General features: G+C 42.1%; 15 protein-coding genes and 3 pseudogenes. 17 read left to right on the forward strand and 1 reads right to left on the reverse strand.

Annotated features, from left to right (window positions below; translation table 11 throughout):
* The first annotated feature begins 11 nt into the window (after positions 1–11).
* The 15 genes and pseudogenes from JCM19033_RS07695 to JCM19033_RS07755 all read left to right on the forward strand — a co-directional run bounded on the left by JCM19033_RS07695 (position 12) and on the right by JCM19033_RS07755 (position 12,345).
* Positions 12–788, forward strand: coding sequence for an enoyl-CoA hydratase/isomerase family protein (locus JCM19033_RS07695; protein ID WP_054635884.1), 777 nt, complete (start codon positions 12–14; stop codon positions 786–788).
* A gap of 20 nt (positions 789–808) precedes the next feature.
* A complete protein-coding gene (locus tag JCM19033_RS07700; RefSeq protein ID WP_054635885.1) occupies positions 809–1,639 on the forward strand; it encodes a crotonase/enoyl-CoA hydratase family protein in 831 nt (276 codons plus the stop codon).
* A gap of 66 nt (positions 1,640–1,705) precedes the next feature.
* On the forward strand, positions 1,706–2,488 hold the full coding sequence (locus tag JCM19033_RS07705) for an enoyl-CoA hydratase-related protein (RefSeq protein ID WP_054635886.1): 783 nt from the start codon (positions 1,706–1,708) through the stop codon (positions 2,486–2,488).
* Positions 2,489–2,512: 24 nt separating this feature from the next.
* Entirely contained in the window at positions 2,513–3,358 is an 846-nt protein-coding gene (locus JCM19033_RS07710; protein WP_054635887.1) for a 3-hydroxyacyl-CoA dehydrogenase NAD-binding domain-containing protein, read from the forward strand.
* Between the two features lie 269 nt (positions 3,359–3,627).
* Positions 3,628–4,181 (forward strand): annotated as a pseudogene (locus tag JCM19033_RS28050) (phosphotransferase family protein).
* Positions 4,172–4,438 (forward strand): hypothetical protein, encoded by a 267-nt coding sequence (locus JCM19033_RS25355; RefSeq protein WP_269758060.1) that lies wholly within the window; start codon positions 4,172–4,174, stop codon positions 4,436–4,438. The pseudogene JCM19033_RS28050 and the gene JCM19033_RS25355 overlap by 10 nt, the downstream one beginning before the upstream one ends.
* A 25-nt stretch (positions 4,439–4,463) precedes the next feature.
* Positions 4,464–5,615, forward strand: a complete 1,152-nt coding sequence (locus tag JCM19033_RS07720; protein ID WP_054635888.1) for a thiolase family protein — start codon at positions 4,464–4,466, stop codon at positions 5,613–5,615.
* A gap of 75 nt (positions 5,616–5,690) precedes the next feature.
* The gene (locus JCM19033_RS07725; RefSeq protein WP_054635889.1) at positions 5,691–6,152 is read left to right on the forward strand and encodes a MaoC/PaaZ C-terminal domain-containing protein; all 462 of its coding nucleotides are present in this window, start codon (positions 5,691–5,693) and stop codon (positions 6,150–6,152) included.
* A 468-nt stretch (positions 6,153–6,620) separates the two neighbouring features.
* Positions 6,621–6,911 (forward strand): thioesterase family protein, encoded by a 291-nt coding sequence (locus JCM19033_RS07730; protein WP_269758061.1) that lies wholly within the window; start codon positions 6,621–6,623, stop codon positions 6,909–6,911.
* A gap of 14 nt (positions 6,912–6,925) precedes the next feature.
* A complete protein-coding gene (locus JCM19033_RS07735; RefSeq protein ID WP_054635890.1) occupies positions 6,926–7,342 on the forward strand; it encodes a hypothetical protein in 417 nt (138 codons plus the stop codon).
* A gap of 48 nt (positions 7,343–7,390) precedes the next feature.
* Positions 7,391–8,943: pseudogene (locus JCM19033_RS28055) on the forward strand (acyl-CoA carboxylase subunit beta).
* Between the two features lie 35 nt (positions 8,944–8,978).
* Positions 8,979–10,324, forward strand: a pseudogene (locus tag JCM19033_RS07745) (AMP-binding protein).
* The gene (locus tag JCM19033_RS27300; protein ID WP_306301274.1) at positions 10,321–10,626 is read left to right on the forward strand and encodes a hypothetical protein; all 306 of its coding nucleotides are present in this window, start codon (positions 10,321–10,323) and stop codon (positions 10,624–10,626) included. The pseudogene JCM19033_RS07745 and the gene JCM19033_RS27300 overlap by 4 nt, the downstream one beginning before the upstream one ends.
* A complete protein-coding gene (locus tag JCM19033_RS07750) occupies positions 10,626–10,871 on the forward strand; it encodes a hypothetical protein (protein ID WP_054635891.1) in 246 nt (81 codons plus the stop codon). The genes JCM19033_RS27300 and JCM19033_RS07750 overlap by 1 nt, the downstream gene beginning before the upstream one ends.
* Before the next feature lie 205 nt (positions 10,872–11,076).
* A complete protein-coding gene (locus JCM19033_RS07755) occupies positions 11,077–12,345 on the forward strand; it encodes a sodium:solute symporter (RefSeq protein WP_083465330.1) in 1,269 nt (422 codons plus the stop codon).
* A gap of 35 nt (positions 12,346–12,380) precedes the next feature.
* Here the strand turns inward: JCM19033_RS07755 and JCM19033_RS07760 are convergent, their stop codons facing one another.
* Positions 12,381–12,980, reverse strand: coding sequence for a peroxiredoxin (locus tag JCM19033_RS07760; RefSeq protein WP_269758062.1), 600 nt, complete (start codon positions 12,978–12,980; stop codon positions 12,381–12,383).
* Between the two features lie 599 nt (positions 12,981–13,579).
* Between JCM19033_RS07760 and JCM19033_RS07770 the strand changes: the two genes are divergently transcribed.
* A complete protein-coding gene (locus tag JCM19033_RS07770; protein WP_054635895.1) occupies positions 13,580–14,056 on the forward strand; it encodes a hypothetical protein in 477 nt (158 codons plus the stop codon).
* On the forward strand, positions 14,011–14,213 hold a 203-nt coding region (locus tag JCM19033_RS23305), incomplete at its 3' end, for a hypothetical protein (protein WP_198153445.1). The genes JCM19033_RS07770 and JCM19033_RS23305, both read left to right, overlap by 46 nt.

A 14,213-nucleotide genomic window follows, 5' to 3' on the forward strand; every position in this document is an offset into this window, starting at 1 on the left:
GAGTGAAGAGGATGTCAAACGCTATTAACGTTAAGGTGGAAAAGCAAAGAGGATATATTTCATTTAACCGGCCTGACAAACGAAATGCTCTTTCAACAAGTGTGATCCTTGAAACGATAGAAGCTCTTAAGAAAATGGAAAGTGATTCAGAGGTGAAAGTCATCATAATATCTGGCGAAGGTCCGGCTTTTTCCGCTGGCGGGGATATAGGAACCATGGAAGACTTAATGGACAGTGCTGACATTGCATCATGGATTAATAAAGCCTTTGCATTAACCAAAACCATACGAGAATTGGAAAAGTACGTGATAGCAGCAGTTCATGGTTTTGCAGCAGGTGCAGGATTCAGCCTGGCGTTAGCTTCTGATTTTCTCATAGCCGATCGTTCTGCTAAATTTTCAAGCAGCTTTTCTAACATTGGCCTTATTCCTGATTTGGGTTTGACAAAGCTGTTAACTGACAGTCTCCCGCTCCCCCTGGCTAAAGAATGGGCGGCTTCAGGCAAAGCTGTCTCGGCTGAGGTACTTTTCCAGTGGGGATTAATTAACAGAATAACGGATGGGGATATTATTCAGGCAACAGAAGAATTTTCTGAATTCTTAATTGATGGCTCACCACTAAGCCAGCTTTATGAAAAGAAATTACTTCAGCATGCAAGTGATCTTTCATTTGACTCAGCACTGGCACAGGAAAGCATAGCTCAGGCCTTACTATTAAAAACTGAGGACCATAAAGAAGGGGTTGCTGCTTTTTTGGAAAAGAGACCTCCAGCGTTTAAAGGAAAATAAGTGGAGATAAGGGCTGGTATATGAACACTTTAAGGACAGAAGTAGAGGATGGAGTGATGGTTCTTACCTTTCATCGGCCTGAAAAATTAAACACATTTACCGAACAAATGCTTGAAGAGTTTTTAGCTGTGTTGGATCAAGCAGATCACGATGACCGAGTTCGAGTTCTGGTTGTTACAGGGGAAGGACAAGCTTTTTGCGCAGGCTTTGATCTGGAAGAAGGAGAAACAGCCTTTGAAGATACAACCACTGACCCTGAGGAATACAAAGATACAGGGGGCATTCTTGCCCTTCGTCTATATCACATGCAAAAGCCGGTGATTGCGGCGATTAATGGGGCGGCTGTAGGTGTGGGGATTACGATGACGTTACCAATGGATATTCGTATAGCATCCACTGGTGCGAAGATGGGATTCGTTTTTGCCAGCCGCGGCATCGTTCCCGAATCCTGCAGCAGTTGGTTTCTTCCCAGAATCGTTGGCATTAGTAAAGCCAGTGAGTGGGTGTACACCGGCAAAATAATAAAGGCTGAGGAAGCTTTTGAGTCAGGTCTGGTAAATGAAATCGTTTCACCTGAGGAGTTGTTACCTGCAGCAATAGAAAAAGCAAAAGAAATTGCTGAGCGCACATCTGCTGTATCAGTAGCATTATCAAGACAGTTAATGTGGAGAATGCTGGGTTCTCCCCATCCTGAAGAATCTCATGAGCTTGAATCAAAAATGATCTATTGGATGGGAAGAAGTGCTGATGCAAAAGAAGGGGTTAATTCCTTCCTGGAAAAAAGGAAACCAGTGTTTTCCATGAAGGTAAGCTCCGATATGCCACCGTTTTATCCTTGGTGGACGTCGTAAGAAAGTAACTACCTTATTGAACACGAGCCGTTTTAAAACCAAAAGGATAAGGGAGAAGATGAAAAAATGTCTGAAAATTCTTTAATTAGTCTAGCCTGGGAACAATACATCGTAAAGTTAAAAATAGATAACCCGCCATTAAATGTTTTAACAAACAGCCTTTTAGATGAATTAGATACAGCCTTCGATAAGGTTGCAAGCTCTGAAGAGGTACGGGCATTAATAATTTATGGTGAAGGAGAAAAGGCTTTTGTTGCAGGGGCTGATATAAAACAATTTCCTTCTCTTACTGAAGCAACTGGAAAAGAACTTGTAAAGAAAGGAAAAGATATTTTTGACAAAATCGCGCAAGCACGTTTTCCAGTCATTTGTGCCGTAAATGGGTTAGCACTTGGGGGCGGGCTGGAACTTGCTATGGCATGTGACATGAGAATAGCAGATGAAAAGGCAAAGCTTGGTCTCCCTGAAACCGGCCTCGGGATTATTCCTGGATACGGAGGGACACAAAGGTTAACGAGGCTTATAGGTCCAGGAAAAACAAAGGAAATGATCTATACTGGGGAGCCTATTTCAGCGGAAGAGGCTCTTCGATTAGGCTTAATAGAACATATAGCTTCAAGAGGTAAAGCACTGGATGAAGCTCTAGTAATAGCAAACAAGATCGCAGCAAAAAGCCCTCTGGCTCTGTCGAAGGCAAAACATGCGATAAACAGGGGAGGAGAAAAAAGCCTGCAAGAAGGCCAGAAGCTTGAAACAGAATTATTTGGCGAGCTATGTGTGTCAGAGGATAAAAGAGAAGGAGTCGAAGCATTCCTAAATAAAAGAAAGCCGGAATTCACAGGAAAATAGCAAGGAGAAAGGAGTCCATTTATCGTGAAAAAAGCAGGAGTAGTCGGAGCAGGAACCATGGGAAACGGGATTGCACAGGTAGCTGCCGAAGCAGGATATGAGGTAACACTTTTTGATATAGATGAAAAGGGATTAACGCGTGGAGTGAATCGAATTGAGAAGACACTTAGAAATAATGTAGAAAAGAAAAAGATAGATCAAGCCAGAGCAGAGGAGGTCAAAGAAAGAATACATCCATCAGTTGATATAGACGATTTATATGATGCTGATATTATTTTTGAGGCTATTATTGAAAAAATAGAACCGAAAAAAGAACTGTTTACCTCACTGGATAAGCATTGTAAGCCTTCAACGATTTTTGCCTCGAATACATCAGGATTAAGCATTACAGAAATGGCTGGCAGTGTTGAAAGAAGTGGTAAGGTGATCGGCATGCATTTCTTTAATCCGGTTCCAGTGATGAAACTTGTTGAAATCGTGAAAGGCGAGCAGACATCCGAAGAAACATTTAATACGGCACATCAACTAGTTAAGGAATTTGGAAAAACTGCGATAACAGTGGAAGACGCTCCCTTGTTTGCAGTTAACAGAGTCCTCGCGCCAATGGTTAATGAAGCTATTTTTGTTCTTGGGGAAGGGACAGCCAGTGCTGAAGACATTGATAATGGTTTGAAGTTAGGGGCAAGTCATCCAATTGGACCTTTAGCTCTGGCTGACCTAATCGGATTAGATACGATGCTTTTTGTGATTGAAACCTTGTATACTGAAACAAATGATTCAAAGTACAGACCAGCCCCTCTTCTGAAAAAATATGTAAGAGCAGGAAAGCTTGGCAGAAAAACAGGCGAAGGATTTTTCAACTATCAATAAAGAACAAAATAGTATTCAAGGACAGGGGGAAGGGTATCTATGACTCACAGTAGTGCAGATACACAAAGGATAGACTGGTCAAAGGTAGAAAGTTATCTTCGATCTACTATTCCCGATTTACCAGATAGAAAAATGAAGGTAAAGAAATTTTCAGAGGGCTACTCGAATTTAACGTACTTACTTCAATTTGGGGATTGGGAAGGCGTGCTTCGTCGTCCACCGTTTGGATATGTCCCTCCCAAAGCCCATGATATGAGCAGAGAATACAGGTGCTTAGTAAAGTTCATCCCGTTTTTCCTTACGCTCCTGAACCTTACCTTTATTGTGAGGATCCAGCTATCATGGACAAACACTTCTATGTCATGGAGAAGAAAGAGGGCATTGTTGTAGATGGGGAGCTTCCACCCGAATATGAAGACAACAAAGAAACTAGCGCCTTACTTTCAGAAAACGTAATTGGTACGTTGGCAGAGCTTCAATCCATTGATTATCAACAGGGGGGCTGGCAGAGCTTGGCAAACCCCAGGGTTACCTTGAACGACAGGTGCACGGATGGATCAAACGGTACGAGCAGGCAAAAACCGAGGAAAATAAAACGGTAAATACAGTAGAAAAGTGGCTTATTGAAAATCTTCCTGCATCTTCTGAGACTACCATCGTACACAATGACTTTAAATTAAATAATATGGTCCTGGATGCAGAAAATCCAAGTAAAACAACGGGAGTACTGGATTGGGAGCTTTCAACGATTGGTGATCCATTAACTGACTTGGGATCCACTGTTGCTTATTGGGGCCAGTCAGATGACCTGATATGGGGATAAATATCGTTACGAATAAACCTGGTTTTTACAGTCGAAGAGAATTCTTGGAATCATACGCAAAAAAGAGCAATCGAGATCTGTCACATATAAACTACTACGTAACATTCGGGTTTTACAAGCTTGCCGTCATTCTCCAGCAAATCTATTACAGGTGGAAAATTGGAGAAATAGATGATAGTAGATTTAAAGAGTTAAATCAGAATGTAGCTAACTTAATCCACATGGCTCAGCAGACAAAAGAAAATAGAGTATTATAATTTCCGGGAAAAGGCGGGATGCAATATGAGAGAAGCGGTGATCGTAGAAGCAGTGAGGACGCCGATAGGAAGAAAAAACGGGTCGTTACGCAGCATGCGTCCTGATGATATGTTTGCTGAGGTGTTAAGAGAATTAATTAATCGAACAGGAATTGATGCCGGCCAAGTTGAGGATGTGATTGCAGGATGTGTCTCACAAGCAGGGGAGCAGGCACCAGATATTGCCAGGGTCTCCGCACTGATTGCCGGGCTTCCTATAGAAGTACCTGGAGTTACCATTGACCGCCAGTGCGGATCAAGTCAACAGGCCGTTCATTTCGCTGCTCAGGCTGTGCTCAGTGGCGATATGGATGTCGTGGTGGCAGGCGGGGTAGAAAGTATGACGAGAGTTCCAATGAATTCTAATGTTCAGGGAGTGAAACCTAGCACTCGGTTAACAGAACGCTATGAAATCATCAATCAAGGGTTATCTGCAGAGAGAATTGCTGAACATTGGAATCTTTCTCGTCAGGAGCTGGATGAATTTTCGTTAAGGAGTCATCAAAAAGCATTAAAGGCTCAGGAAGAAGGACGCTTTCAAAATGAAATCTTTCCTCTAGAAACGGTAGATGAAAATGGCGAAAGAATAATCTTTGATTCTGATGAAGGACCAAGAAAAGGAACAAGTTTGGAAAAGCTTGGTACGCTTACCCCTGCTTTTAAAGAGGATGGAGTGATAACTCCGGGCAATGCCAGCCAAATTAGTGACGGGGCGTCAGCTTTGTTAATCATGTCCAGACAAAAAGCTGATGAATTGGGTTTGAAACCCCGTGCTAAAATCCTGGCGCGCAGTGTTGTGGGCTCTGATCCGACCTTCATGCTTACCGGTCCTGTGGCAGCTACCCAAAAAGTCCTCAACAAAGCTGGTTTATCATTAGATGATATGGATTTATATGAAGTCAACGAAGCTTTCGCCTCTGTGCCCCTTTATTGGCAAAAGGAATTAAAAGCAGATATAAATAAACTCAATACAAATGGCGGGGCTATTGCGTTAGGTCACCCACTCGGGGCAAGCGGGGCAAGAGTCATGACCACACTTCTCCATGAACTTGAAAGAACAGGGAAGCGATTTGGACTGCAGGCAATATGTGAAGGATATGGAATGGCAAATGCGACGATTCTAGAAATCTTAGATTAGTAACTTGATTAGCAGCTTTACACATACAAAAGTAAGTCAGGCTCGTACGTAAATGATAGTTTAAGGAGAGATAAGATGAATTCTATCTATTTTGATGAGCTGGAAATTGGCCAGGAATTTATATCCCCTGGGAGAACGATTACGGAGACAGATGTCGTCATGTTTGCGTCTTTGTCAGGTGACATGAATGAACTGCACACCAATCAGGAATACGCAAAACATACTCAGTTTGAAAAACCTATTGTTCATGGCTTGCTTGGGCTTTCCATTTGTCATGGGTTAATGTTTAGGCTTGGTTTATTTGAGCAGACGGCCATTGCTTTTTTGAATGTGGAAAATTGGAAGTTTACTGCACCTATTTTCTATGGTGACACGGTTCACGCAAAGTTTACCGTTCAGGAAAAAGTTCATAGTCGCAGCAAAGATGACCGGGGCATTATAAAATTTTCCGTTCAATTAATCAACCAGGACGACGAGATCACCCAGGAAGGTGTAAAAGTGATAATGATGAAAAGAAAACAAGAAAAAAACGAGTAAGATAGCAGTAAAGTATTTATGCACATAGGGCTTCTTAATAGAAGAAAGGCTTACAAAAAAGGTAAGCCTTTCTGATAAATTTGCTATGGGTGAAGCAAGTGGCATCCATTATTTAAAATTTTCAGACTATTTATTGCATCTCTGAATTTTTGATGCTACCCTAATAATTAGACACCTCAACAGCCACGGCATGACTTCCTCTGTAGAAGAAGGCTTTATTCATAACTTTAGTTGTAAGTGAAAATCCTTGTTACACCCTTTTTTAATACCTATGAGTAAAACATACTAACCGGTTAGTATGTTTTAAAAGGAGGAAGAACTTTTGTTATCAGATTATTATTTTTCACATCCAATACGAGTCCGTTATTCAGAAATTGACGGTCAAAAAATTGTATTTAATGCCCATTATTCAACTTATATTGATGTTGCAGTAACCGAATATTTTCGTACAGTGATCAGCCCGATTGGATGCAATTAGCAGAGGAAAATGTATTTGATCTGGTCGTTCGAAAAATGACACTTGAATTTTTTGCTCCAGCAAAGCTTGATGACATGCTACAGGTTCATTGCCGGGTGAAAAAGATCGGTACTTCAAGCATGACCTTTGAATATGTCATCAGTCGTGATGAAGAAGTCCTTGTTCAGGCTGAATCCATACAAGTTTGTTTTGATAGTACAGCCGGAAAGGCAAAAGCGATACCAAAAGAAATAGTAGATAAAATAAGCTCGTTTGAAGGGACGGCCCTTTCGGTGAAATAAGAGGAGGAGTTTTGGTGTTAGCTATTCATCGTCGTAAATGGGAAACGTTTGTGGGTATCCCCCAGAACCAGGCTGCCGACTTGTTTAAAGGAGTTCTTTCTCAAAACAAAATCCCTTTTAAGGAGAAGAGGCGGCCTCCTTTTTATATGTACGATTCTATGCATGAAAGTATTTTACTTGAAACTGATGATATGACCATTACGTTGATTTATGTTTCAGGAGACCCTCTGACTCGTTTCTTCTCGGGGGTGATTGGAAGCCGCAAGTATTTTGAGGGGATTACCTTTTTATCGGTTACGTACTCTGATAATAAAAGAGGCTTACGTCAACTCCTTACTGATTTTCACGAATTGTGTCAGACGCCTCCATGGATCATTACTCATCATCCCGTTTTCAATTTGCCTACTTATTACAGGCAAAGAATCGATTGAAATGGAAAAGAATGTGTATCTTGGAAAGGGATTGAAAGGAGAGATATCATGCACGAAGAAGTGACCATTAACCAACTGATAGAGGAGTTGGAAGACAAAAGAAAACGAGCTCTGTTAATGGGGGGAGAAGAAAAAATTCATAGACACCATGAGTCTGGATTTTACACGGCTAGAGAAAGAATCGAAAAACTCCTGGATGCTGGCAGTTTCATAGAATTTGGCGCCTTAAGCCATTCCACGTTTCCTGGTGCAGAAGAAAAGAGTGCTGCCGATGGAATGGTATGCGGAGTTGGAAAAATTGAAGGACGGCCTGTAGTGGTGGAAGCGATTGACAAGACTGTGTTTGCCGGCACAGAAGGGGAAGTTCATCTTCGTAAATCAGAGGCACTGCACGAGTATGCTTAAGCGGGGGTTTCCAGTTTTTAACCTGGGGGAAGGCGGGGGTCTCAGGATGCCTGATGGGATGGGATCCGATGGCATAAGTGATAAGCTATTTCCTCAAAACCTCCTGACCATTGGACGAAAGATCCCTATGATATCAAGCATCCTGGGTGATAGTTACGGGGGTCCGACCTGGCTTGCCGTCTCCTCTGATTTTGTCTCTCAAGTAAAAGGAACCTCCATGGCGGTTGCCGGGCCCAGAATGCTGGAAATGGCAACAGGAGAGGAGATTTCTCCAGAGGAGTTAGGTGGATGGGAGGTTCATGCAAAGGTGACTGGACAAATTGATCATGTCTCGGAATCAGAGGAAGAAGCAATTGAGGCCATGAAAGATTTCTTTCGCTATATGCCCCTTAACGCTGAACAAGAGCCGCCAAGAAAAGCAACAAAAGATGATCCTGATCGAAGGCTGGATGAGGTCGTTGACCTGGTTCCTACAAGGCGGACAAGAGCCTACGATATGAAAAAACTTATTAAGCTAATTATGGATGATGGTGAATTCTTTGAGTTAAAGCCATTATTTGGACAATCATTGCTAACAGGACTGGCACACTTAAATGGGCAGGTCGTAGGGGTGATTGCCAATCAACCTATGAAATTTGCTGGTTCCAGCGGTCCGGAGGAATGCGATAAAGCAACGGATTTCATTTGTTTATGTGACTCGTTTCATATTCCCCTCGTTTTCTTACATGACATTCCAGGTTTCAGAGTGAGCGGCTCTGCTGAGAAAAAGAAGGTTCCAAGCAAGATTATGCAGTGGAATCAACCTTGGCCAGGTCAACTGTACCTAACTATCAGTTGTGATTCGAAAAAGCATCGGAGCAGCCTATGGCAATATGTGCGGACCGACCATGGGAGCAGACTTTGTTGTAGCCTGGCCGAGTGCAGAAATAAATTTTACCGGTCCGGAAGTGGGAGTCAATGTAGTTTATGGCAGAAAACTGAAGGAGGCAGAGGACCCGGATCGAGAAAGAGAAAAACTTCTTGCTGCCTGGGGATTTGACAGTTCACCGTATAAGGCGGCGGGCAAATTTCTCATCGATGATGTGATTGATCCTCGAGATACAAGAAAGTTTCTATGTCAAATGCTTGAATATGCTTGTGTAAATAAAGGTTCAAAAAGTAAACGATTGTTAGCTGATTGGCCGACAAGTTTCTAAATGATAGGGAGGATGGAAGGATGAAAAACGTGTGGATGCAAAACTGGCCGGAGGATGTACCGAAGGAATTAACCTACCGATTAGGAAAGAAACCCCTTCACGAATATGTAGAAGATCATGCTATCAATAGACCTGATGAGGTAGCCTACATTTATTACGGGAATGAAATAACCTGGAAGGATATAAACGACGCGAGCAATCAATTTGCAAATTTCTTACTGGAAAAAGGAGTTGAAACGGGAGACCGCATTGGATTATTTATGCAGAATTGTCCACAGTACATTATTGCTCACTACGGGGCACAAAAGCTCGGAGTGATAGTCTGTCCATTAAACCCGATGTATAAGGAAACCGAACTGGAGTATTTAATCAATGAGACGAGTATGCGGGTCATTGTAGCTGGTGATGAAATATACCCCCAAATCGAACATATTCGTGCTCACATTCCGTCCCTTGAAGTGGCTGTCACAACGAATTACCAGGACTTTATGGGAAAAGAGAGTCCGTACCCATTTCCTGCTGATTTTCAGTATGAAAAGAAGAGAGCAGCGTCAGGCGTGTTTGATTTGAAAGAAGAATTAGAGAAGTATCCAGCGAACCTCATGAAACGTTCTGTGAAAGTAGACGAAGACGTAGCTTTAATGGTCTTCACCTCCGGGACAACCGGTAGACCAAAAGGAGCGATGCTCACTTATGAAAACGCTTTATTTAAAACGGCCGCCGCAGTACTGACAAACGGGGCACGATCTGATGATAGATGCTTGCGGTGATGCCGTTATGTCATATTGCAGGCATGGTGATGGGAGTCAATATTCCAGTTTATTCAGGGACGCCATGTGTTCTGTTGACCAAATTTGAACCAGAGCCAGTGATAACGTCTATAGAGAAATATGAAATAAGTTTTTGGTATAGTGTGGCTCCGATGAACGCCGGACTTCTCCAATACCCGGGGCTGAAGGAAAGAAAGTTAAATACTCTTAGACGAAATCTGGCTACTAGTTTTGGTATGCCAGTCACTGAAGAGTTAGCTGACAAATGGAAGGACGTGACAGGCGGCTGCCAGATGTATGAAGCGGCCTATGGATTAAGTGAGACACACACGTGTGATACCTTTATGCCAGCAGACAACATAAAGTTCGGCAGCTGCGGCATTCCTGTTTTTGATACGGAAATGAGGATTGTTAATCTCGAAACAGGAGAGGACCAGCCTGTTGGAGAGCAAGGGAGATTGTCATTAAAAATCCTGGTGTATTCAAAGGGTATTGGAACCGCCCTGAAGCGACAAGAGAAACACTCAGGAATGGGTGGGTCCACACGGGAGATATTGGATACTTCAGCGAAGATGGTTATTTGTTCTTTAGCGGCAGAGTCAAAGAAATGATTAAGTGCTCCGGCTACAGTGTCTTTCCTGAGGATGTCGAGGAAATGTTAATGGAACATCCTGCGATTGCACAAGTCGCAGTGGTTGGTGTACCAGATTCTGTCCGTGGTGAAAGTGTTAAAGCATTTGTGATCTTGAATCCATCAGTCGAAAAGGTTTCTGAAGAAGAGATTATTAAGTGGTCTAAGGAGAAAATGGCAGCTTACAAATATCCCCGGTATGTAGAGTTTCGCGAACGGCTTCCGGCTACAAGCTCAGGAAAAGTGTTACGGAGACTCTTAAAAGAAGGTAGTGAAGCGTAATGGGAAATTGGTACCGTCTGCCAAAAGGGGAAGGGTGGTTCCTGGTTGGAATTTTTCTTTATGCCGGTGTCTTCTTTTTACCATGGAGTTATGATGTAATGATTCTTCACCTAACGCTTCAGGCATGGGGAGCGTATGCGTTGCATCTTATTGCTCCGGTTGTGGCGATTTATTTGATTATAAGAAGCAAGTCCAAAGAGGTGAACATCGACAGCGAGCGATCTAATCGCTCCTTCGATACTTAAGTATTTAATAGGGGGAGTAAAAGTGAAGACAGTTGAGCTTTCGATCATGATTATGTATTTACTTTTTTGGTAGTCCTTGGACTATACACCAAAGGCGTATCTCGAAATCTCAAACTGGTATAGAAGATTATTATGTAGCAGGCCGTAAGATTGGGACCGGTGTGAATTCTCTTGCTATGCTGGCGGCGCTTGGTAGTGGGGGGTCATTTATGGCGGGGCCGGGACGATATGGAACTTAGGTTTTCCATTCCTGGCCTGGATGACCGTTGGATCTGTTGTCGGGTTCTCTGTAGCAAGTGTATTAGTAGCCAAGCCATTGCGCAATTCACAGAAATTTACTGTATCTGAGTTTATTAATGATCGCTTTGGAGGAAATTTCTTTAAAATTGCGATTCCCGTGGTCATTATTATTGGCTCTGCTATGTACTTAATGTCACAAATGACTGCTGGAGGATTAATAGCTTCCTATGTAACGGGGTTATCCTATGAGTGGGGCCTGATAATTATTGTGCTCGTCTTTATATTCTATGTATCCCTGGGTGGTATGCTGGCTGTCACCTGGACGAATATACTTCAAGGAGCGATGATGATTTTTTTAATTTCCTCTATCGTCATTGCGGGGGTGTTTCATCTTCCAATGGACTGGCCGTCGTTTTTTGTGAGTACAACGAGTGAGAATCCTGCTCTCGCCTCCGTTGGTGCTACGCTGCCTGTTGCTGCTTACATGGGAGCCTTTGTTACGTGGGCAACGGCGGTCTGTGTTACGCCCCATTTGGTAATGAGAATTTTTACGGCGAGTAATGTAAGGTCTGCAAAATTATCTTTAAATATCAGTATGTTGATATTCGGTATCTTAATGATCGGGATGGGTCTTGTCATCGTGCCCTATATTCCAACTATGGATGCAACGTTGCTTTCAAACTCACCACCTGATATGTGGCTGCTTTTAATTGCAGAACAATTTTTCGGTCCTGTCCTTATGGGAATTATTACAGCGGGTATAATGGCTGCGGTCATGTCTTCAACCGATGCCCTGCTTTTAGCGGTGAGTAGTGCTTTTTCATATGATTTATATAAAGGAGTCTTGAACCCGAATGCCAGTAGAGAAAGAGTGGTGAAAGTATCGATGGCGTTCACCTGGGTGGTTGGGATTGTGGTTATGCTGCTATCTCTTAATCCGCCCGCCTTCTTAATTGTATTATACACGGCGGCAGTAGGATTTATGGTTTCAAGTTTATTCAGTCCAATAGTATTGGGGATCTGGTGGAAGAAAGCCTCTCGAGCAGGAGCAATTATTGGGCTGTTAACAGGTTCGATTAGTTTTCTCATTTGCTTTATCTTCTTTTCGATGCCGTATAATTCAGAGATCTTAATCGCTCTTCCAGTGTCATTAGTTTCCATGTATGTTGTCTCTTTATTTAGTGAAAAGCCATCAAAACAGATCATTGAAAAGAGGGATGCATACCATTCATAAAAGCAAAAAAGGCTTACCAGCGAGCGAGCTTGCTTTTATATCTTTCCAATATCTTCCGTTCTACGTTCAATGCCCGGCATGCTTGGAACCCAATTCGCAGGCACTCCTAAATTAGTCTGTCTTCCAAATTGAATGCCTTGGAGTAATCTTAGGATTTCATAAGTGTTTCTCCCAACTTCCCGTGGATAGATTAATTTAGATACAATAATTCCATCAGGGTCTACAATGACTGTTGCTCTAACGGCGGCTCCAGACTGTTCATCTAGTACCCTGTAAGAGCGACTTATATATTGATTCCGATCACTAATCAAGGGAAATTGAACCTGCCGTGCAGAAGGTGAAATATCCTTAAATACTTTATGAGCATAAACGCTATCCGTACTAATACCAAAAACCTCAGCATTTATTTCCCTTAACTGAGGGTACAGAGCAGCAACTGCTGCTAACTCTGTCGGTCAAACAAAGGTGAAATCACTGGCATAGAAAAAAAGCACCACCCATTTTCCACGAAAGTCCTCTAAATTGATCGTTTGTATTTGCCCATTTACATAGGCTTCGGCTGAAAAAGCGGGAGCCACATCGTCTCTCGATGCACAAAAAGGTAACGGCCAAGCATTGCTTTGACCGACCTCCATTGTTGTCTATGCTGCGCGTCCATCCATCTAAACCATCCTCTCGGTTTTTATGAACGTTGTTGCATAACGTTATTCCCTAAAGATATGTGGTGAATCGAAAATAACCCTCCTTACTTTTTATACTCCATTCAATATATGAAATAGATAAAAAAGAATACACCTTTACTACATTCATCTAAAGCTTGATGAAGGCGGGGAATCTGGTTTTAATTTTAGCAGGCCATATTTCATGATTGAATAGAATACGAATTTCAGTTGCTGTTAAAAGGGACGTTTTTAATATATAAATATAGGATATTATAATAAGACTATAGATAGATAGTTGTCATTATGGGTACTTTTTAATGTTGAAAGCAAAATTAATTATTATACTAGAATAACTAATTGTAACGTAATTGTAAAGAAAATGTAGGATTAAAAAGATTAGATGATTGAACATATCTTAGTAATTATTACTTACTTTTCACAAGTGAAATGCCGTGTATTACATGAAGATTAAAAGGAAATTACTGCTAAAAAATTAGTTTTGTCTCGCTTTTTCATGGGGGATATCTGCTGGTGTAGCATTTCTTTACAAAATGTTAAGGAGGCAGATATTTATGAACAAAAGAATTATGTGGTTAGCAGCACCGAGTTTAGCTTTAGGACTGGCAGCTACTTCTGGAGCAAGCGAGGCTGACGCTCAAAATCCAAATGCTCAAGCACAAGGTAATCAAGCAGCACAGGCACAAGCAAACGGACAAGGTCCTTTAGGAAGTGTTGAAAAAAGGGTAGCTTCTGTAGAGAATGAAGTTGCCATACTTTCTTCCATCTTAAATGAGAGCACTGAATTAACGGAAGAAGAATATGAGGAGTATAGCGGAAACTTAAACTCTCTATTAAATAGATTGAACGCTTCCTCAAATCAATTATCTGGGTTAACGAACAACAGGATTGATGCTGATAGCGATGAGGCAGTGGAGGCTGAAAACTATATTTCTGAAACTGAAGCTGAAGTTCTAGAGTTACAGGGACCCTTGCTACAATCCCTGTGGTCGAAGATGAAGATGCAGTTGAAGAGGATGAAGATGCAATAGAAGAGGATGACGAAGCAGTAGAAGAGGATGACGAAGCAGTAGAAGAAGATGAGGACGCAGTAGAAGAAGATGAGGACGCAGTAGAAGAAGATGAGGACGCAGTAGAAGAAGATGAGGACGCAGTAGAAGAAGATGAGGACGCAGTAGAAGAGATGAG

The organism is Thalassobacillus sp. C254, from assembly GCF_001310615.1.